Genomic DNA, 18,748 nt, shown 5'->3' with positions numbered 1-18,748 from the left:
GGGCCTCAGCAGATGATCGGCCAGAGGCAGATCGGCAGCGGGGTGTCCAGGACCGGGGGCGGCGTGGTGGTCGACGGCGCGGACGGCTGACCGCCGCCCCCGGGCAGCGGGAGCGGCGGCAGGGGCAGGCCCCCGCCGGGCACGGGCGGGGCCGTCGTCGGCGCGGTGCCGCCGGTCGGGACGCTCCCGCCCCCGGAGCCGGTCGGCGCCGCCGGGCCGCTGCCGGTCGACGGCGCGGGCGGCGCGCTCGAGGGCGCCGTGGTCCCCGAGCCGACCGTCGGCGGGGCCGGGTGCGTCGACGGCGCGGCCGGCTGGTCGGGGGTCGGGGCACCGGGGCCGGCCGGTGCGGGCGCCGTGGTCCCCGAGCCGACCGTCGGCGGGGCCGTGGTGGCCCCGCAGGCGACGGGCAGCGGGCCGAACCGGTCGGCGCCGGAGACGGCGGGGCCGGCGGGGCAGTCGAGCGCGGTGCGCAGCTCCGCGGCGCGGGTGCCGACCTCCGAGACCACCTCGAGCGAGCGGGTGGCGGCGGTGCCGGCGTCCGCGGGCAGCGCGTCCTGCAGGCCGGCGAGGCCGGAGCCCTGGTCCTCGGCCCAGCCGGCGAGCACCGCCAGGGGAGCGGCATCGCGGCCGGCGACGGCCTGGGTGAGCACCAGGGCGGCGCCCTCGGTGGTCTGGGCGTCCATGGTGGCGAGGGTGTCGACGACCAGGTCGGCCGGCGGCGTGGCCGCGCCGTCCTCGACCAGGTCGCCGAGCTCCTGCAGCCGGGTGGTGGCGAACTCCAGCAGCGTCAGGCCGCGCTCGTCGCCGGCCAGCGCGAGCTGGGTCTGCTCGGTGCCCCGCTTCAGGGCGTAGAGCGCGTCGCCGGGTTCGGCGTCGGTGGACAGCGCGACCAGGGACCCGAGCGCGGTGACCGCCAGCGCCGCACCGGCGACCCCGGCGGTCAGCCGGGACCGCCACGCCGGGCGGCCGGGTGCCGGCCGGGCGACCCGCAGCCGGGACAGGCCCCGGCGTGGCCCCGGCTCCGGCGCCGGCTCCGGCGAGCGGACGGCGGCCATCGCCACCAGCCGGGCGCGGGTGGCCGCGCGGAAGTCGGGCGCGGGCTCGTCGTCGAGGTCCACGGCGAGCGCGCGGAGCCGGTCCTCGAGGGCCGCCTCCCGCTGCCGCGCGGACGCACGGCGGGATGCTCCCGCGGCGTCGTGCTCGGCGCTCACCTGGGTCCTCCGGTCTGTCGGTCGGGGCTCGGTCGACGGGAGCAACGACGCAGGTCAGGGGCCGTTACGGCGTACCCGCGGGTAACAACGCCGCGTCCCCCGCCCGGGGTCCCGCGGGTCACCGGAGCCCCTCCGGCAGCAGGCCGGCCAGCCGCCGCACCGCCCGGTGCTGCAGCGCCTTGACCGCGCCGTCCTTCTTGCCCATGACCGCCGCGGTCTCCGACACCGACAGCCCCTGGAGGAACCGCAGCGAGATGCACTCCTGCTGCTCGCTGCCCAGCTGGCGGATGCACGCCAGCAGCTGCTCGTTGGTCAGCCGCGAGACGACGGCGTCCTCGGGACCGTCGGTGGCCTGGTCGGCGTCGCGCATGTCCGCGGTGGTGACCTCCAGCCGGAACCGGCTGCTCTTCACGTGGTCGCGGATGATGTTGCGGGCGATCGTCACCAGCCAGGCGCCGACGTCGCGGCCCTGGAAGGACAGCGAGTCGATGCGCCGCAGCGCGCGGACGAACGTCTCACTGGTGAAGTCCTCGGCCTGGGCGCGGTCGCCCACGCGGTGCAGCACGTACCGGTGGACCAGCGTCACGTAGTGGTCGTAGAGCCGGCCGAACGCCTCGGCGTCGCCGGCCTGCGCCTGCCGGACGAGGTCCCAGACGTCGACCCGGTCGTCGGGCAGGTCCTCCTCGAGCGCCGCCAGCTCCTCGGCGAGCGCCTCCTCGTCCTCCTCGGGCGGCTCCACCACGGTCCCGGGGGCGGCCCCGTCGGGAGCGACGGCCTCCGGAGCGACGGCCTCCGGAGCGACGGCCTCGGCGTCGACGACGGCGTCCGGCTCCGCCGGTGCGACCTCCACGCTGGCGCGCGGGTACGGCGTCGGGCGGGGGCGGGGACCGGGCCGCCGCCCCGCCGGGACGGCGGACGACCGCTCGTCCACCGGGCGCGACTGCGGCATGCGGGACGTCGACCTCCTCGTCGGCCCGCCGAGCCGTGACGGCTCGCCCGACGGGGGTCCTCCCGGCTCGGCGGTGTCCCGCTGTCCTGCGGGTCCTCTCACATGGTGACAACATCACTGCGAACCGTCCACGTCGGCCGGCCGTGCGGTACGTCCCGGTACCCCGCCGGGGGGACCGCCGCCGCCCCGCAGGAGGTGTCCTGTGACCGAGACCCCCGTGCGGCTGGAGCTGCTGACCCGGGCCGGCTGCCACCTGTGCGTGACCGCGGCCGAGACGCTCGCGCGGATCGCCGGGGAGGCCGGGGTCACCACCCGCGAGGTCGACGTCGACGCCGACCCGGAGCTGCAGGCCGAGTACGGCGACCGGGTGCCGGTGGTGCTGCTCGACGGCCGGGAGCACTCCTACTTCACCGTCGACGTCCCCCGGCTGCGCCGCGACCTCGGCATCGCATGAGGACCCCGTCCTCCCCACCCCTCGCAGGCTCGGGGCGGGACCCGGGACGGGGCCGTCACGAGGGTCGGAAGACCCCCGGGCGGGTATGGTCTCGGACACAGCCGCGGGCATCCGCGCTGGCCCGGGGCCCGAGGGCGTCCCCGGGACTTTGTTCCTGCGTTCACAAGCGGTTACCGTGGCTGTCGCCGGGTGGGCGTACCGCCCGGATCCCCGATGTCGTCCGCCCACGCAGGCTCCCGCCGGCGCCCGGGCGCGACCGCTGTGGAGTAGGCCCGTGATGCAGTCGCGGCCCCGGATCCCGGAGGCCACCGTCGCCCGGCTGGCCGTGTACCTGCGGGTGCTCACCGGACTCGCCGACAGCGGCCGCGGCACCGTCTCCTCCGGCGAGCTGGCCTCGGCGGCCGGCGTCAACCCCGCCGGGCTGCGCAAGGACCTCTCCCACCTCGGCCCGTGCGGCGTGCGCGGGGTCGGTTACGACGTGGCCACCCTGCGCGACCGCATCGCGGCCGTGCTCGGGATGGAGACCGCGCACGCGTGCGTCCTCGTCGGGATCGGGAACCTGGGGTCGGCGCTGGCCGGCTACGGGGGCTTCGGCAACCGCGGCTTCGAGTTCGTCGGCCTGTTCGACGCCTCGCCGGCCCGGGTGGGGCAGCGGATCGGCGACCTGCGGGTCCGGCCGATGGAGGAGCTCGACGAGGTCGTCGCCGCCACGCGGGCGACGATCGGGGTCATCACGACACCGGCCGAGGTGGCGCAGCGGGTCTGCGACCGGCTGACCAGGGCCGGGGTGAGGAGCATCTTGAACTTCGCGCCGGTGGCGCTCACCGCACCCGCCGGGGTCGGCGTCCGCCAGGTCGACCTCTCCGTCGAGCTGCAGGTCCTCGCGTTCCTCGACAAGCAGCGGGGCGCCCTCCCGGGAACGGCGCTCGGCACCGGGCTCGCCCCCGCCGGGGGGATGGCATGAGCCTGCTCGCCGTCGGCATCAGCCACCAGACCGCGCCGGTCGCGCTGCTCGAGCAGGTCGCGATGAGCGCGGACGACAGGGTCAAGGCGCTGCACGAGCTGGTCGGGAGCGACCACGTCAGCGAGGCGCTGGTGCTGGCCACCTGCAACCGGGTCGAGGTCTTCGCCGAGGTCGACCGCTTCCACGGCGGCGTCGCCGAGGTCAGCCGGGTGCTGGCCCGCCAGGCCGGCGCCTCCGTCGAGGAGCTCTCGCCCTACGTCACCGTCCACTACGAGGACCAGGCCGTCGCCCACCTGTTCACCGTGGCCGCGGGCCTGGACTCCATGGTGGTCGGCGAGACCCAGGTCCTCGGCCAGCTGCGCGCCGCCTACGCCCTCGCCCAGGAGGAGGGGACGGTCGGCCGCTCGCTGCACCCGGTCGCCCAGCACGCCCTGCGGGTGGGCAAGCGGGTGCACTCCGAGACCGGCATCGACCGCGCGGGCGCCAACCTGGTCACCGTCTCCCTCGACCACGCCGAGCAGCGGGTCGGCCCGCTGGCCGGCCGCCCGACGCTGGTGGTCGGCGCCGGGTCGATGGGCGCGCTGGCCGCCACCACGCTGTCCCGCCGCGGCGCGCTGGTCACCGTCGCCAGCCGCTCGCCGGAGTCGGCCGCCCGCCTGGCCGCCGCGGTCGACGGCGGCACCGCCGAGCTCACCGACCTGCGCGCGGCGATCGCCGACGCCGACGTCGTGGTCACCTGCACCGGCGCCACCGGCCTGGTGGTGGGCACCGACGTCGTCGCCGGCGCCATGGCCGACCGGGACGGCCGTCCGCTGGCCGTCGTCGACCTGGCCCTGCCCCGCGACGTCGACCCGGGCGTGGCCGCGCTGCCCGGCGTGCACCTGGTCGACCTGGCGCTGCTGCAGGGCGAGCGCTCGGCCGCCGGGGGCACCGGCCCGGTCGCCGCCGACGACGTCTCCGCCGCGCACGCGCTCATCGAGGCCGAGACCGCGCTGCTGCGCGCCGAGCGGCAGGCCGCCGCCGTCGCCCCGACCGTGTCCGCGCTGCGCAGCCAGGCCGCCGAGGTCGTCGACGCCGAGCTGCTGCGCCTGTCCACCCGGCTGCCCGACCTCGACGCCCGCGCCCGCGGCGAGATCGCCCGCACCGTGCGGCGGGTGGTCGACAAGCTGCTGCACGAGCCGACCGTGCGGGTCAAGGAGCTGGCCGCCACCCCCGGCGGCGTCGACTACGCCGACGCGCTGCGGGCGCTGTTCGGCCTCGGCATCGACACGGAGGTGCCCGAGGACGGCACCCGGCTGGCCGAGGCGGTCACCGTCGACCCCGACGACCTGCGCCCCGGCGGTGTGGCGTGACCGCGCCGTCGACCGGCACCGCCACCCGCACGCTGCGCCTGGGCACCCGCGCCAGCCAGCTCGCCCGCACCCAGTCGCAGACCGTCGCCGACGCGATCACCGCGGCCAGCGGCGTGCCGGTGGAGCTGGTGCACATCAGCACCGAGGGCGACCGGTCGGCCGCGGCCATCGCCCAGCTCGGCGGCACCGGCGTCTTCGTCACCGCGATCCGCAGGGCGCTGCTCGAGGGCACCGTCGACGTCGCGGTGCACAGCTACAAGGACCTGCCCACCGCGCCCGAGCCCGGGCTGGTGCTGGCCGCCGTCCCGCCGCGGGAGGACCCCCGCGACGCGCTGGTCGCCCGCGACCGCCTGACCCTCGGCGAGCTGCCGGCCGGCGCCCGCGTCGGCACCGGCGCCCCGCGGCGGGTCGCCCAGCTGCGCGCGCTCGGCCTGGGCCTGGAGGTCGTGCCGATCCGCGGCAACGTCGACACCCGGATGGCCCGCGTCGTCCCGGGCGACCTCGACGCCGTCGTGCTCGCCCGCGCCGGGCTCGCCCGCCTGGGCCGGCTGGCCGCGGTCACCGAGACCCTCGACCCGCTGCAGGTGCTGCCCGCCCCGGCGCAGGGCGCCCTGGCCGTCGAGTGCCGGGCGGACGACGAGCGGACGCTGCAGCTGCTCGTTCCCCTCGACGACGCCGGCACCCGTGCCTGCGTGCTCGCCGAGCGCACCACGCTGGCCGCGCTCGAGGCCGGCTGCAGCGCCCCGGTGGCCGCCTACGCGGAGCTGGCCGAGGGCGAGGACGGCGCCGAGCTGTACCTGCGTGCCTCGGTCACCGCGATCGACGGCAGCGACGGCGTCCGCGGCTCGGTCACCGGGCCGGTCGGCGAGGCTCAGCGGCTGGGCCGCGACCTCGCCGCCGACCTGCTCGACCGCGGCGCCGCGGAGCTCGTGGCGGCCGCCCGGTGAGCCCCGGGCGCCGTCCCCCCGCCGGGCAGACCGCTCCGGCACCCCAGACCCCCACCCACGCCCTCCCCAGGGCCTCGACACCAACAAGGACCAGGAGCTCGTGATGACGCGCTTCCGCAAGACCCCCGGCCGCGTCGTCTTCGTCGGCGCCGGCCCCGGTGACCCCGGCATGCTCACCGCCCGGGCCACGGCCGCGATCGCCGAGGCCGCGGTGCTGCACGTCGACCCCGACGTGCCCGCCGCCCTCCTCGACGCCGTGCGCGCCGGCCGCCCCGGCGTCGAGCCGACCGTCGTGAGCGGCGAGCCGGCCGACGTCGCCAAGGCCGCCGTCGCGGCCGCGAAGACCGGCGACGTCGTCGTCCGGCTGGTCGCCGGCGACCCGTTCACCTCCGACGCCGTGGTCAAGGAGGTGCTCGCCGTCGGCCGCACCTCCGTGCCCTTCGACGTCGTCCCCGGCGTCGCCCCTGCCACCGCGGTCCCGGCCTTCGCCGGCGTCGCGCTCGGCGGCACCTCGCTGACCGCCGACCTGCGCCACAGCGACGTCGACCTGCCCGCGCTGGCCGGGGCCGCGCACGCCCTCGGCGCCCCGGTGGTGCTGCAGGGCGGCGCCGAGCAGCTGCCCGACGCCGCCGCGCGGCTGGTCGAGGGCGGCCTGTCCGGCAGCACGCCGGTCGTCGTCACCACCGGCGGCTCGGGCACCGGCCAGAAGAGCGTGACCGCCAAGCTGTCGGCCGTCGCCGAGAAGACCGCCGACCTCGGCGGCGTCAGCGGGCCGGTCGTGGCCACCGTCGGCGCCGCCGTCGACAAGCGCGGCAAGCTCTCCTGGTGGGAGAGCCGCCCGCTGTTCGGCTGGCGGGTGCTGGTGCCGCGCACCAAGGACCAGGCCGGCGAGATGAGCGACCGGCTGCGGGCCTACGGCGCGGTGCCGGTCGAGGTGCCGACCATCGCCGTCGAGCCGCCGCGCAGCCCCGCGCAGATGGACCGCGCCATCAAGGGCCTGGTCACCGGCCGCTACGGCTGGATCGTGTTCACCTCGGCCAACGCGGTGCGCGCGGTCCGGGAGAAGTTCGCCGAGCTGGGCCTCGACGCCCGCGCCTTCGCCGGCGTGAAGGTCGCCTGCGTCGGCGAGCAGACCGCCGAGGCGGTCCGCGCGTTCGGCATCGTGCCGGAGCTGGTGCCCACCGGGCAGCAGTCCAGCGAGGGCCTGCTGGCCGACTTCCCCGAGTACGACGACGTGCTGGACCCGATCAACCGGGTGCTGCTGCCCCGCGCCGACATCGCCACCGAGACCCTCGCCGCGGGCCTGCAGGAGCGCGGCTGGGAGATCGACGACGTGACCGCCTACCGCACCGTGCGCGCCGCCCCGCCGGCCGCCGCGGTCCGCGAGGCGATCAAGGGCGGCGGCTTCGACGCGGTGTGCTTCACCTCCTCGAGCACCGTGCGCAACCTGGTCGGCATCGCCGGCAAGCCGCACGCGAAGACCGTCGTCGCCGTCATCGGCCCCGCCACCGCGGCCACCGCGCAGGAGTTCGGCCTGCGGGTCGACGTCCAGCCCGAGACCGCCGCGGTGCTCCCGCTGGTCGACGCGCTGGCCGAGTACGCCGAGGCGCGGCGGGAGGGTGAGGGCGAGTGACCTCCCCGCAGGGCGGGTCGAACCCGGGCTTCGCGCGCGGGCGCCGGCTGCGGTCGACGCCCGCGCTGCGGCGGCTCACCGCGCAGACCCGGGTGGCCCCGGCCGACCTGGTGCTGCCGGTGTTCGTCAAGGAGGGCATCGACCGGCCGCAGCCGATCGGCGCGATGCCCGGCGTCGTGCAGCACACGCTGGACTCGCTGCGGAAGGCCGCGCACGAGGCGGCCGACGCCGGCATCGGCGGGCTGATCCTCTTCGGCATCCCCGCCGAGAAGGACGAGGCCGGCTCGCAGGCCGACGCCGCCGACGGGATCGTCAACGTGGCGCTGCGCCAGCTGCGCGCCGACCTCGGCGACGAGCTGGTGCTCGTGGCCGACCTGTGCCTGTGCGAGTACACCTCGCACGGGCACTGCGGCCTGGTCACCCCGGCCGGCGTCGTGGACAACGACCCGACGCTGGACCGGTACGCCGCCGTGGCGATCGCGCAGGCGCAGGCCGGCGCCCACGTCATCGCCCCCAGCGGGATGATGGACGGGCAGGTCGCGGCGATCCGCCGGGCCCTGGACGGCGCCGCGTTCACCGAGACGCCGATCCTCGCCTACGCCGCCAAGTACGCCTCGGGCTTCTACGGGCCGTTCCGCGAGGCGGCCGAGGGCGCGCCGCAGTTCGGCGACCGCTCGACCTACCAGATGGACCCGCCCAACGCCGACGAGGCGCTGCGCGAGGTGGCGCAGGACCTCGCCGAGGGCGCCGACGCCGTCATGGTCAAGCCGGCGCTGCCCTACCTGGACGTCGTGGCCCGGGTCGCCGACGCCGTCGACGTCCCGGTCAGCGCCTACCAGGTGTCCGGCGAGTACGCGATGGTCGAGGCGGCCGCGGCCAACGGCTGGATCGACCGCGAGCGGGCGATCCTCGAGACGATCACCGCCATCCGGCGGGCCGGCGCCGGCCAGGTGCTCACCTACTGGGCGGTCGAGGCCGCGCGCCTGCTCCGCTGATGGGCTACGTCGAGCCCGGGGGCTCCTGGCGGCCGTTCTGGCTGGTCGCCGGGGTCCTCGGGCTCCTCGCCGTCCTGGACCTGGCGCTGCCCGGCCCGGACGTGCCGCCGCTGCTGTGGGTGCTCGCCGTCGTCGCGGTGCTCGGCACCGTCGCCTTCGGCTGCACGGCGGCCCGGCGGGTGTGGACGGTGCGGGTCGACGGCGGCGGTCCCGACGGCGCGCTGTCGGTGGGCCGCGAGCGGGTGCCGCTGACCGACGTCGACGCCGCCCACCTGCGGGCCGTGCGCGAGGGGACGGCCGGCGTGGACGCCGGCGCCCCCGTCCTGGGCGGCGGGTGGTCGGTGCCGCGCGGGCGCACCGGGCTGCCGCTGCGGCTGACCGACGGGCGGACCGTGCTCGTGCCCACCCGCGACCCCGCGGCGCTCGCCGGCGCGCTGCTGGCCGCGGTCCCGGGCGGCGCCCCGCCGGGGAGCCCGACGTCACACGGCGCCGGCCCCGACACCCCCGACGGGCGTCCGGGGGGCGGGGGGACACTGGGGCCGTGACCTCGCTGGACACGACCCGGTACGACTACGACGCACCGGTCTCCGCCGACCTGTTCGCCCGCGGGCAGCGCGTGACCCCGGGCGGGGTGAACTCGCCGGTGCGCGCCTTCCGCGCCGTCGGCGGCACCCCGCGGTTCATCGCGCAGGCCCAGGGCCCCTGGCTGACCGACGCCGACGGCCGCCGCTACGTCGACCTCGTCGCGTCGTGGGGGCCGATGATCCTCGGCCACGCGCACCCGGCCGTCGTCGAGGCGGTGACCGCCGCCGCCCGCCGCGGGCTGTCCTTCGGCGCGCCCACCGAGGGCGAGCTCGAGCTCGCCGAGGAGATCATCGCCCGCGTGCGCCCGGTCGAGCGGGTGCGGCTGGTCAACTCCGGCACGGAGGCGGTGCTGTCCGCGCTGCGCCTGGCCCGCGGCGCCACCGGCCGGCCGCTGGTGGTCAAGTTCGCCGGCAACTACCACGGCCACGTCGACGCGCTGCTGGCCTCGGCCGGGTCCGGCGTCGCCACCCTCGGCCTGCCCGACACCCCCGGCGTCACCACCGGCGCGGCCGCCGACACGATCGTGCTGCCCTACAACGACGTCGCCGCCGTCGAGGCCGTCTTCGCCGAGCGCGGGTCCGACATCGCCGTCGTGGTCTCCGAGGCGGCGCCGGGCAACATGGGCGTCGTCCCGCCGCTGGACGGCTTCAACGCGCAGCTGCGCCGGATCACCGCCGAGCACGGCGCGCTGCTGCTGCTCGACGAGGTCATGACCGGCTTCCGGGTGTCCCGCTCGGGCTGGTACGGCCTCGACCCCGTCGACGCCGACCTGTTCACCTTCGGCAAGGTCATGGGCGGCGGGCTGCCGGCCGCGGCCTTCGGCGGGCGCGCCGACCTGATGGAGCAGCTGGCCCCGACCGGGCCGGTGTACCAGGCGGGCACGCTGTCGGGGAACCCGGTCGCCGTCGCCGCCGGGCTCACCACGCTGCGGCACTGCACCGACGACGTCTACGCCCGCTGCGACCGGGTCGCGGTCACCCTGCGCGGCGCGGCCAGCGCGGCCCTGTTCGCCGCCGGCGTCCCGCACCGGGTGCAGCAGGCCGGGTCGATGTTCTCGGTCTTCTTCGTCCCCGACGAGCGCCGGGTGCGCGACTACGACGACGCCCGCACCCAGGACACCGCCGCCCACCGCGCGTTCTTCCACGAGATGCTCGCCCGGGGCGTGTACCTGCCGCCGTCGGCGTTCGAGGCCTGGTTCGTCAGCGCCGCGCTCGACGACGAGGCCGTGGAGCGGGTGCTCGACGCGCTGCCCGCCGCCGCCCGCGCCGCCGCGGCCGCCGACCCCGCCGACGCCCCGTCCGACGAGGACGCGAAGGACGCCCAGGAGCTGCAGCCCTGATGGAGACGACCGTCGTCCACCTGCTCCGGCACGGGGAGGTCCACAACCCCGGGAAGGTGCTCTACGGCCGGCTGCCCGGCTACCGGCTGTCGGAGGCCGGCGAGGCGATGGCCCGCCGCGCCGCCGAGTGGCTCGTCGGTCGCGGCGTCACGCACCTGGTCTCCAGCCCGCTGGAGCGGGCGCGGCAGACCGCCGCGCCGGTCGCCGAGACGCTGGGCCTGCCGGTCGCCGTCGACGAGCGGCTCATCGAGGCCGGCAACGCCTTCGAGGGGATGCCGGTGGCCGGCGGTCAGGGGCTGGTGCGCCGGCCGCGGGACTGGTGGAAGCTGCGCAACCCGGTGCGGCCCTCGTGGGGCGAGCCCTACGTCGAGATCGCCGCGCGGATGCTGCTCGCCGTCGAGGCCGCCCGCGACGCCGCCCGGGGCGCCGCCGCCGTCTGCGTCAGCCACCAGCTGCCCATCTGGACGCTGCGGCTGCACCTGGAGGGGAAGCGGTACGTGCACGACCCGCGCCGGCGGCAGTGCGGGCTGGCCAGCGTCACGTCGGTGACCTACGAGGGCGACCGGGTCGTCGGCATCACCTACGCCGAGCCGGCCGGGGCCACCGACCCCGACGCGGTGCCCGGGGCATGACCGCTCCACGACAGCGCTCCGCCGGCGCCCCACGCTCCCGCGGGGTCCCCGGGAGGCGCGCCCTGACCGCCCTGCTGGCGTCGGCCGCCCTGCTGGCCGGCTGCTCCACGGGCTCCGACGCCGTCGACGTCAGCAACGGCGGCGAGTTCCGCTTCGTCGCGGCCACCCCGGCCGGCGAGGTGATCCCCGAGGGGGAGCGGGACTCCGCGCCCGCGTTCGGCGGCACCCTGGTCGGCGGTGGTGACTGGACCTCCGACGAGCTGGCCGGGCAGGTCGCCGTCCTCAACTTCTGGGGCTCCTGGTGCGCGCCCTGCCGGGTGGAGACGCCGGCGTTCCAGGAGGTCTACGCCGACGTCCGCGACCGGGGCGTGGCCTTCCTGGGCCTCAACGTCAAGGAGGCCGACGAGCAGTTCGCGCAGGCGTTCGTCGACAGCCAGGGCATCGAGTTCCCCTCGCTGTACGACCCCGCCGGCGAGGTCGCGCTGGCCTTCCGGGACTACCCGGCGAACGCGATCCCGTCCACGATCGTGCTGGACCGGGACGGCCGGGTCGCCGCCGTGTACACGGGCGAGGTGTCGCAGGAGGACCTGCGCGCCGTCCTCGACCGGCTGCTCGGGGAGGAGAGCTGAGTGGACGGCGTGCGTGAGCTCGTGACCGACGGCCCGCTGCTGGTGGCCGCCGTCGTCGCCGCGCTGGCCGGGCTGGTCAGCTTCGCCTCGCCCTGCGTGCTGCCGCTGGTGCCGGGCTACCTGTCCTACGTCACCGGGCTCGTCGGCACCGGCGCCCGCCCCGCGCCCGCGCCCGTCCCCGCCGGCCCGGGGGCCACCGCCACCGCCGTCCGCGCCGACGAGCGCACCCCGCGCGGGCGGATGGTGCTCGGCGCGCTGCTGTTCGTCCTCGGCTTCACCGTCGTGTTCGTCGCCGCCGGCGCGGCGTTCGGCGGGCTGGGCCGGCTGCTGGTCCAGTACGACGACGTCATCACCCGGGTGATGGGCGCGGTCGTCGTCGTGGTCGGCCTGGGCTTCCTCGGCTGGCTGCCGTTCCTGCAGCGCACCGCCCGGCTGTCGGTGCGCCCCGCGGCCGGGCTGGCCGGCGCCCCGCTGCTCGGCGTCGTCTTCGGGCTGGGCTGGACGCCGTGCCTGGGCCCGACGCTGTCGGCGGTCTACTCGCTGGCCTACACCGAGGCCACCGCCGGCCGCGGCGCGCTGCTGTCGGTCGCCTACTGCCTGGGCCTGGGCGTGCCGTTCGTGCTGGTCGCGCTCGGCGCCCGGTGGGCGGTCGGGGCGACGACGTTCCTGCGCCGGCACGCCCGCGGGGTCACCCGCTTCGGCGGCGCGGTGCTGGTGCTGGTCGGCCTGCTCCTGGTCACCGGCGCGTGGACCGAGATGATGGGCTGGCTGCGGTCCTGGCTGGCCGTCACCGGGCTGGGGGAGTCCGCGCCACTGTGACGACCACCGCCCCGCCCCGCCCGGCCGCCGCGCCCCCGCCGCCGGCCCCGCCCTCCGGGCTCCGCCGCGCCGGCGGGTTCCTGCTGCGCCAGTGGCGCCGGCTCACCGCCATGCGCACGGCGATCGTGCTGCTGTTCCTGCTGGCGCTGGCCGCCATCCCCGGCTCGCTGCTGCCGCAGCGGTCGCTGTCGCAGAGCAACGTCACGCAGTACTTCGCCGACCACCCGACGCTCGCGCCGCTGCTCGACCGGCTCTACCTGTTCGACGTGTTCGGCTCGCCGTGGTTCGCCGCGGTGTACCTGCTGCTGTTCGTCTCGCTCATCGGCTGCGTGCTGCCGCGCGCGCTCGAGCACGCCCGCGCGCTGCGCACCCCGCCGCCGCCCGCGCCCCGGCGGCTGACCCGGCTCCCCGACGCCGCCGCGCTGCCCACCGCGCTGCCGGCCGCCGGCGCCCTCGACGTCGTCGAGGAGGAGCTGCGGGTCCGCCGCTACCGCGTGGTGCGCCGCGAGCGGGACGGCGTGGCCGAGCTGTCGGCCGAGAAGGGCCTGCTCAAGGAGACCGGCAACCTGGTCTTCCACCTGGCGCTGGTCGGCCTGCTGCTGGCGCTGGCCGGCGGCAAGCTGTGGGGCTACGAGGGCAGCATCCTGGTCACCGAGGGCCAGCGGTTCTGCAACTCGTTCCAGCAGTACGACACCCACTCCTCCGGCGCGCTGGTGGAGGGCAGCGACCTGACGCCGATCTGCGTCGGGCTCGACGACTTCCGCGCCACCTACGAGCAGGACCTCACCGCCTCCTCGTTCACCGCCGACATCACCTACGGCGCCCCCGGCGAGGAGGGCCGGCCGACGACGATCGGCGTCAACGACCCCCTGCGGGTCGACGGCGACCGGGTCTACGTCACCGGCCACGGGTTCAGCCCGACGTTCACCGTGACCCGGCCCGACGGGTTCAGCATCGACGACGTCTCGGCGCCGTTCCTCCCCAGCGACCAGCGGATGATGGGCAGCCAGGGCGCGCTCAAGCTGCCCGACCTCGGCGCGGGCACCGAGGACCAGTTCGCGCTGGAGGGCTTCTTCGCGCCGACCGGCCTGACGCAGGGCGGGGTCCTCACCTCGATCGACCCGCGCCCGCTGGCGCCGCAGGTGGCGGTCGTGGCCTACGAGGGCTACCTCGGCCTGGACTCCGGCCTGCCGCAGTCGGTCTACTCGCTCGACGCCTCGCAGATCGAGCGCGGCCGGCTCACCGAGGTCGGCCGGGGCAACCTGTCGGTCGGGGAGTCGCTGACCCTGCCCGACGGGACGACGGTGACCTTCACCGGTTACAAGGAGTTCGCCGCCCTGCAGTTCTCGCACGACCCGGGTCAGGTGTGGGTGCTCGCCGCGGCGATCGCTGTGCTGGCCGGCCTGCTCGGGATGCTGCTGCTGCGCCGGGAGCGGGTCTTCGCCCGCGCCACCGGGCCCTCCGCCGACGGCGGTACCGTGCTCGAGGTCGGTGGACTGACTCGAGGCAGCGGCGACAGCGCACCGCGCTTCACGGCGTTGACCGACGACCTGCGGGCGGCCCTCGCCGCCCGCGCCGCGACCCGTGCCCCGTCCGGGGGCGCACCCGAGACCGGAGGCACACCCGCGTGACCGCCGACCAGCTGTCCGGACTGTCGGACACCCTGTTCTCCGTCAGCGTCGGCCTGTACTCGCTCGCCGTCGTCGCCTTCGCCGCCCAGCTGGCCTTCGGCCGCCGGCCCGCCCGCGCCCGCGCGCTGGTCGGCGCCGGCGCCCCGGTCGACGAGCCGGTGGCCCCCGAGGCGGCCCCGGCCGGCACGGACGACCCGCCGGCGGTGCGCCGCTGGGGCCTGGTGGCGATGCTGCTCACCGCCCTGGGGGCGCTCACCCACGCCGGCGTGCTCGTCGCCCGCGGCCTGGCCGTCGACCGGCTGCCCTGGGGCAACATGTACGAGTTCGCCGTCGCGGTCGTGCTGGTCGCCGTCGTGGCCTTCCTCGTCCTCGCCGTCCGCTCACCGGCCCTGCGGCACCTGGGCCTGTTCGTCCTCGCCCCGGTCGTGGTCAGCCTGGTCGCCATCGGGCTGTTCCTCTACGTCGAGAGCGCCCCGCTCGTGGCGGCGCTGCGGTCCAGCTGGCTGGCCGTGCACGTGACGACGGCGATCCTCGGCTTCGGCGTCTTCTTCGTCAGCGGCATCGCCAGCGTGCTCTACCTGGTCCGCGGCCGGTTCGAGGCCCGCGGCGGCGACCCGTCGTCGTCGCGGCTGGTGGCGCGCATCCCCTCGGCCGCCACGCTGGACCGGGTCGCGCACCGCACGGCGATCTTCGGCTTCCCGATCTGGACCTTCGCGGTCATCGCCGGCGCCATCTGGGCCGAGAGCGCCTGGGGCCGGTTCTGGGGCTGGGACCCCAAGGAGACGTGGGCCTTCATCGCCTGGGTGGTCTACGCCGCCTACCTGCACGCCCGGACGACGGCGGGCTGGCGGGGCCGCCCCGCGGCGTGGGTCAACGTGGTCGGCCTGGGCGTCATGGTCTTCAACCTGCTGTACGTGAACATGGTGTCGTCCGGGTTGCACAGCTACGGCGGTGTCGACTGACCTGCGTCCCGTCCGCCCCACCCGCCCCACCCCTCACTCCCGTGAGGGGGTCCGGGCGCGGGTTCCCGGCCCGGCGTGTTGCGATGGGCGCATGACTGCACGCGCGGGGGGACGCCGTGGGTAGACACGCAGCCGCCGACGGCGCCGGCACCGACCCGATCGTGGCGGCCGCGCTGGCCACCGGCACCCCGGCGACCCGGCACGCGCCCGGCGCCACCGCCCAGGGGACCGAGGGCGACCTGGGCTGGCCGGGGGACACCACCACCGGCGGCGGGCTCGGCTGGCCGGGCTCGCTGGACCGGGCCGACGACGCCGGCGCGGCGGCCGGGACCGACGCGACCGAGGGCCCCGAGGCCACCGCGCGCATCGACGTCGTCCCCGCCGTGCCCGGGACCGCGCCGGACGGGGACCCGGAGCCGCCGGGCCCGCGCGGCTGGCGCCGTCTGTTCGGCGGCCGCGCGGCCTGAAGGACCCCGCGGCAGGGCCGACGGCTGGCCGGGGCGGTCCTCGGCCTGCGGTCCGGCTAGGCGGGGGAGCCGTCGTCGCGGCGGACGCGGCGGCCGAGCTCGCGGAGGAACTCCGGGTCGTCGTCGGGGGCGACCGGGCGCGACGCGCGGGAGGGCCGCGGACGACGGGCAGGCCGCTCCCGGGGCAGCTCGCTCCCGGCGACCGCCGTCGCCCGGACCACGAGCACCACCACGAGCACCGCCACCAGCAGCAGCACGACCGGCACCCGGCCTCCCCTCTCCAGGAACGTCCCTGCCACCCAATGTACGAGCGCGGGGATACTCGGGGAGCGGGCCGCGACCGCGTCCGCACACGACCTGGACGGAGCCCCCCATCGACGCCGTCGACCGGCAGCTGATCGACCTGCTGCGCGCCAACGGCCGCGCCAGCATCGCCGAGCTGGCCCGGCAGGTCGGGCTCTCCGCGCCGGCCGTGCACGAGCGCGTGGGCAAGCTGGAGGCCTCCGGCGTGGTCCTCGGCTACCGCGCCGTCGTCGACCCGGCCGCCCTCGGGCTCGACGTCACCGCGCTGATCGGCGTCATCGAGAGCGACGCCGTCGACGACACCGGCGTGGAGGCGGCGCTGCGGGCGATGCCCGAGGTCGAGGACTGCTGGCGGGTCGCCGGCAGCGAGGGCTACGTGCTCAAGGTCCGGGTGACCGACATCCCGGCACTCGAGGCCGCCATCAACGCGTTGAACAGGATCGAGGGCGTCGCCCGCACCCGCACGACCGTCGTGCTCTCCACGAAGTGGGAGGGCCGGACGGGATGACGCCCGACAGCACGCAGGAGGACAGCAGCATGGCCGAGAGCACCACCCCGGGCGCGCCCACCGGCGGTCCCGCGACCCCGCCGCGGATCGCGCCGTGGCTGCTGCTCTACACGCTCGGCCGGCTGGTCATCGCCGCCGCGCTCGTCGCGCTCATCTGGCTGGTCGGTCTGCCCGGCTTCCCGGCGCTGCTGTTCGGCCTGCTGCTGTCGATGCCGGTGGCGCTGGTGCTGCTGCGCCCGGTCCGCGACAAGCTGACCGAGGGCCTGGCCGCCCGCAGCGTCGCCCGCCGCACCCGCAAGGAGCAGCTGCGCGCCCGGCTGTCGGGCGACGCCGCCGCCTGAGCCCGCCTCAGCCCGACAGGGCGAGCCCGGCGCCGAGCAGCACGCCGGTGGCCAGGGTGAGCAGGCCGGTGGCCTGCAGCGCGCCGATCAGGGCCGGCCCGCGGCCGCCGGAGAGCACCACCCGCGACGGCGGCACGGCCAGCGGCGCGGCGGCCAGCGCGAGCAGCGCCCACGGCCGGCCCACCCCGATCGCCACGACGACGGCGAACGCGACCGCGAGCAGGCCGACGTAGAACCGCCGGGTCGCGCGGTCGCCGAGCAGCACCGCGAGCGTGCGCTTGCCCACCCGCGCGTCGCCCTCGACGTCGCGCAGGTTGTTGACCACCAGCAGCGCCACCGACAGCAGCCCGATCGGCACCGCGGCGGCCAGCGCCAGCCCCTCGACCCGCCCGGTCTGCACGAACGTCGTCCCGGCGACGGCGACCAGGCCGAAGAACACGAAGACGAACACCTCGCCGAGCGCCCGGTAGCCGTAGGGCAGGGGGCCGCCGGTGTAGGTCCAGGCCGCGGCGATGCACACCGCGCCGACCGCGACCAGCCACCAGCTCGACAGCGCCGCCAGCACCAGCCCCGCGACCCCCGCGACGGCGAAGGACAGCAGCGCCGCCGTCAGCACCGCGCGGGGCGAGGCCGCGCCCGAGCCGACCAGCCGCATCGGCCCGACCCGGACGGCGTCGGTGCCGCGCCTGCCGTCGGAGTAGTCGTTGGCGTAGTTGACCGCCACCTGCAGCGCCAGGGCCACGAGCAGCGCCAGCAGCGCGGGCACGAGCCGGAAGCCGTCGAGCGCGGCCGCGGCGCCGGTGCCCACGAGCACCGGGGCGAGCGCGGCCGGCAGGGTGCGGGGCCGGGCGCCGGCCACCCACTGCGCGGGGGTCGCCATCAACGGACCCCTCCACCCAGGGCGGCCGCCACGCCGCGGCGGTCGGGCTTGCCGGTGTGCAGCGTCGGCACCGACCCGATCAGGTGCAGCTCGCGCGGCGCGGACGGGCCGCCCAGCCGCTCGGCCACCCACGGCCGCAGGGCCGCGAGGTCGGGTGCGGCGCCCGGCGCCGGGACGACGGCGGCCACCACCCGCTGCCCCCACTCGTCGTCGGGCCGGCCGAAGACCACGGCGTCGGCGACGGCGGGGTGCTCGCGCAGCGCCCCCTCGACCGCCTGCGGGGCCACGTTCACCCCGCCGGTGACGACGACGTCGTCGAGCCGCCCGGCCACCGTCAGCCGCCCGTCGGGGCCGACGCTGCCGGCGTCGCGGGTGCGGAACTCCCCGCCGGCGAACGCAGCCGCGGTGCTCTCCGGGTCGCGGCGGTAGCCGAGCGCCAGCACCGGTCCGGCGATCGCGATCCCCTCGTCGTCCGCGCGCACCCGGACGCCGTCGAGCGGGACGCCGTCGTAGACGCACCCGCCCGCGGTCTCGGTCGTGCCGTAGGTGGTCACCACCGCGACGCCGGCCTCGCGGGCGCGCGCCAGCAGCCCCGGGTCGGTGGCCGCGCCACCGACGAGCACCGCGTCGAACGCGCGCAGCGCCGCCGGCTCGCGCTCCAGGTACCGGCGCAGCTGGGTGGGCACCAGCGCGGTGTACCGCCGGCCGGCGGACATCCGCGCCACCGCCGCGGCCAGGTCCTCCCCGGGTGCGGGCACGGTGGGCGCCGTGCCGCCGAGCACCGACCGCACCAGCACCTGCAGCCCGGCGATCGCCGACACCGGCAGCGCGAGCAGCCAGGCGCCCGGGCCGCCGAGCCGGTCGAGGGTCGCCGTCGCCGAGGCCCGCAGCGCCGCGGCCGGCAGCAGCACGCCGCGCGGGCCGCCGGTCGACCCGGAGGTGACGACGACGAGGTCGGCGCCGTCCTCGAGCGGCTCGTCCGGCGCGAGGACCTCCCGCGCGGCCGCCGCGGGCGGCCCGGCCGGGAGGACGGCGAGCGGCGCGGCGCCCTCCAGGCAGGCGCGGACGGCGGGCAGCACGGTGCCGAGGACGGCGTCGGGGGAGTCCGGCGCGGGGAGGACGGTCAGCTGCCGGATCACGGGTCCCG

The 18,748-nt window shown here is 77.3% G+C and carries 21 protein-coding genes; 16 read left to right on the top strand and 5 right to left on the bottom strand.

Annotation, left to right across the window (positions count from 1 at the left end):
- Positions 1 to 5 precede the first annotated feature (5 nt).
- The gene (locus ACI79Z_RS01250; RefSeq protein ID WP_456901437.1) at positions 6 to 1,211 is read right to left on the bottom strand and encodes a DUF5667 domain-containing protein; all 1,206 of its coding nucleotides are present in this window, start codon (positions 1,209 to 1,211) and stop codon (positions 6 to 8) included.
- A gap of 118 nt (positions 1,212 to 1,329) precedes the next feature.
- Positions 1,330 to 2,061 carry a sigma-70 family RNA polymerase sigma factor gene (locus ACI79Z_RS01245; protein WP_456901436.1) on the bottom strand — a complete coding sequence of 244 codons (732 nt, stop codon included), beginning with the start codon at positions 2,059 to 2,061 and terminating at the stop codon, positions 1,330 to 1,332.
- Between the two features lie 301 nt (positions 2,062 to 2,362).
- Between ACI79Z_RS01245 and ACI79Z_RS01240 the strand changes: the two genes are divergently transcribed.
- The 14 genes from ACI79Z_RS01240 to ACI79Z_RS01175 all read left to right on the top strand — a co-directional run bounded on the left by ACI79Z_RS01240 (position 2,363) and on the right by ACI79Z_RS01175 (position 15,569).
- Positions 2,363 to 2,614, top strand: a complete 252-nt coding sequence (locus ACI79Z_RS01240) for a glutaredoxin family protein (RefSeq protein WP_387988390.1) — start codon at positions 2,363 to 2,365, stop codon at positions 2,612 to 2,614.
- Positions 2,615 to 2,891: 277 nt separating this feature from the next.
- Positions 2,892 to 3,578: a redox-sensing transcriptional repressor Rex gene (locus tag ACI79Z_RS01235; RefSeq protein ID WP_456901435.1), complete on the top strand. Its 687-nt coding sequence runs from the start codon at positions 2,892 to 2,894 to the stop codon at positions 3,576 to 3,578.
- The gene (locus tag ACI79Z_RS01230; protein ID WP_456901434.1) at positions 3,575 to 4,930 is read left to right on the top strand and encodes a glutamyl-tRNA reductase; all 1,356 of its coding nucleotides are present in this window, start codon (positions 3,575 to 3,577) and stop codon (positions 4,928 to 4,930) included. Before ACI79Z_RS01235 ends, ACI79Z_RS01230 begins: the two co-directional genes overlap by 4 nt.
- Positions 4,927 to 5,877: a hydroxymethylbilane synthase gene (gene hemC / locus ACI79Z_RS01225; protein WP_456901433.1), complete on the top strand. Its 951-nt coding sequence runs from the start codon at positions 4,927 to 4,929 to the stop codon at positions 5,875 to 5,877. The genes ACI79Z_RS01230 and hemC overlap by 4 nt, the downstream gene beginning before the upstream one ends.
- 103 nt (positions 5,878 to 5,980) lie before the next feature.
- Positions 5,981 to 7,510 carry a uroporphyrinogen-III synthase gene (locus ACI79Z_RS01220; protein ID WP_387988394.1) on the top strand — a complete coding sequence of 510 codons (1,530 nt, stop codon included), beginning with the start codon at positions 5,981 to 5,983 and terminating at the stop codon, positions 7,508 to 7,510.
- A complete protein-coding gene (gene hemB, locus ACI79Z_RS01215; protein WP_387988395.1) occupies positions 7,507 to 8,505 on the top strand; it encodes a porphobilinogen synthase in 999 nt (332 codons plus the stop codon). Before ACI79Z_RS01220 ends, hemB begins: the two co-directional genes overlap by 4 nt.
- Positions 8,505 to 9,050, top strand: a complete 546-nt coding sequence (locus tag ACI79Z_RS01210; RefSeq protein WP_387988396.1) for a hypothetical protein — start codon at positions 8,505 to 8,507, stop codon at positions 9,048 to 9,050. Before hemB ends, ACI79Z_RS01210 begins: the two co-directional genes overlap by 1 nt.
- Positions 9,047 to 10,429, top strand: a complete 1,383-nt coding sequence (hemL, locus tag ACI79Z_RS01205; RefSeq protein WP_456901432.1) for a glutamate-1-semialdehyde 2,1-aminomutase — start codon at positions 9,047 to 9,049, stop codon at positions 10,427 to 10,429. The genes ACI79Z_RS01210 and hemL overlap by 4 nt, the downstream gene beginning before the upstream one ends.
- Complete coding sequence (locus ACI79Z_RS01200) at positions 10,429 to 11,061, top strand: histidine phosphatase family protein (RefSeq protein ID WP_387988398.1); 633 nt, start codon at positions 10,429 to 10,431, stop codon at positions 11,059 to 11,061. Before hemL ends, ACI79Z_RS01200 begins: the two co-directional genes overlap by 1 nt.
- Positions 11,058 to 11,690, top strand: a complete 633-nt coding sequence (locus ACI79Z_RS01195) for a TlpA family protein disulfide reductase (protein WP_387988399.1) — start codon at positions 11,058 to 11,060, stop codon at positions 11,688 to 11,690. The genes ACI79Z_RS01200 and ACI79Z_RS01195 overlap by 4 nt, the downstream gene beginning before the upstream one ends.
- Positions 11,691 to 12,509, top strand: coding sequence for a cytochrome c biogenesis CcdA family protein (locus ACI79Z_RS01190; protein WP_387988400.1), 819 nt, complete (start codon positions 11,691 to 11,693; stop codon positions 12,507 to 12,509). It abuts the gene before it with no gap.
- Positions 12,506 to 14,140, top strand: coding sequence for a cytochrome c biogenesis protein ResB (resB, locus tag ACI79Z_RS01185; protein WP_387988401.1), 1,635 nt, complete (start codon positions 12,506 to 12,508; stop codon positions 14,138 to 14,140). Before ACI79Z_RS01190 ends, resB begins: the two co-directional genes overlap by 4 nt.
- On the top strand, positions 14,137 to 15,102 hold the full coding sequence (ccsB, locus tag ACI79Z_RS01180) for a c-type cytochrome biogenesis protein CcsB (RefSeq protein ID WP_387988402.1): 966 nt from the start codon (positions 14,137 to 14,139) through the stop codon (positions 15,100 to 15,102). Before resB ends, ccsB begins: the two co-directional genes overlap by 4 nt.
- Before the next feature lie 116 nt (positions 15,103 to 15,218).
- Positions 15,219 to 15,569 (top strand): hypothetical protein, encoded by a 351-nt coding sequence (locus ACI79Z_RS01175; protein ID WP_387988403.1) that lies wholly within the window; start codon positions 15,219 to 15,221, stop codon positions 15,567 to 15,569.
- 56 nt (positions 15,570 to 15,625) lie between these two features.
- Here the strand turns inward: ACI79Z_RS01175 and ACI79Z_RS01170 are convergent, their stop codons facing one another.
- Positions 15,626 to 15,835, bottom strand: a complete 210-nt coding sequence (locus tag ACI79Z_RS01170) for a hypothetical protein (RefSeq protein ID WP_456901431.1) — start codon at positions 15,833 to 15,835, stop codon at positions 15,626 to 15,628.
- A 26-nt stretch (positions 15,836 to 15,861) separates the two neighbouring features.
- On the opposite strand from ACI79Z_RS01170, the gene ACI79Z_RS01165 reads away from it, so the two are divergent.
- Both ACI79Z_RS01165 and ACI79Z_RS01160 read left to right on the top strand, forming a co-directional pair.
- Positions 15,862 to 16,380 carry an Lrp/AsnC family transcriptional regulator gene (locus ACI79Z_RS01165; RefSeq protein ID WP_456901462.1) on the top strand — a complete coding sequence of 173 codons (519 nt, stop codon included), beginning with the start codon at positions 15,862 to 15,864 and terminating at the stop codon, positions 16,378 to 16,380.
- Complete coding sequence (locus tag ACI79Z_RS01160; protein ID WP_456901430.1) at positions 16,377 to 16,721, top strand: DUF4229 domain-containing protein; 345 nt, start codon at positions 16,377 to 16,379, stop codon at positions 16,719 to 16,721. Before ACI79Z_RS01165 ends, ACI79Z_RS01160 begins: the two co-directional genes overlap by 4 nt.
- A gap of 7 nt (positions 16,722 to 16,728) precedes the next feature.
- Here ACI79Z_RS01160 and ACI79Z_RS01155 read toward each other — a convergent pair whose 3' ends face one another.
- Positions 16,729 to 17,601 carry a 1,4-dihydroxy-2-naphthoate polyprenyltransferase gene (locus tag ACI79Z_RS01155; RefSeq protein ID WP_456901429.1) on the bottom strand — a complete coding sequence of 291 codons (873 nt, stop codon included), beginning with the start codon at positions 17,599 to 17,601 and terminating at the stop codon, positions 16,729 to 16,731.
- Positions 17,601 to 18,740 carry an o-succinylbenzoate--CoA ligase gene (menE, locus tag ACI79Z_RS01150; RefSeq protein ID WP_456901428.1) on the bottom strand — a complete coding sequence of 380 codons (1,140 nt, stop codon included), beginning with the start codon at positions 18,738 to 18,740 and terminating at the stop codon, positions 17,601 to 17,603. Before menE ends, ACI79Z_RS01155 begins: the two co-directional genes overlap by 1 nt.
- Between the last annotated feature and the right edge of the window lie 8 nt (positions 18,741 to 18,748).

It is taken from the genome of Geodermatophilus sp. SYSU D00663, from assembly GCF_054050655.1.
Note: the sequence above shows the minus strand (reverse complement) of the source record. Positions and strands in the feature narration are given on the sequence as shown.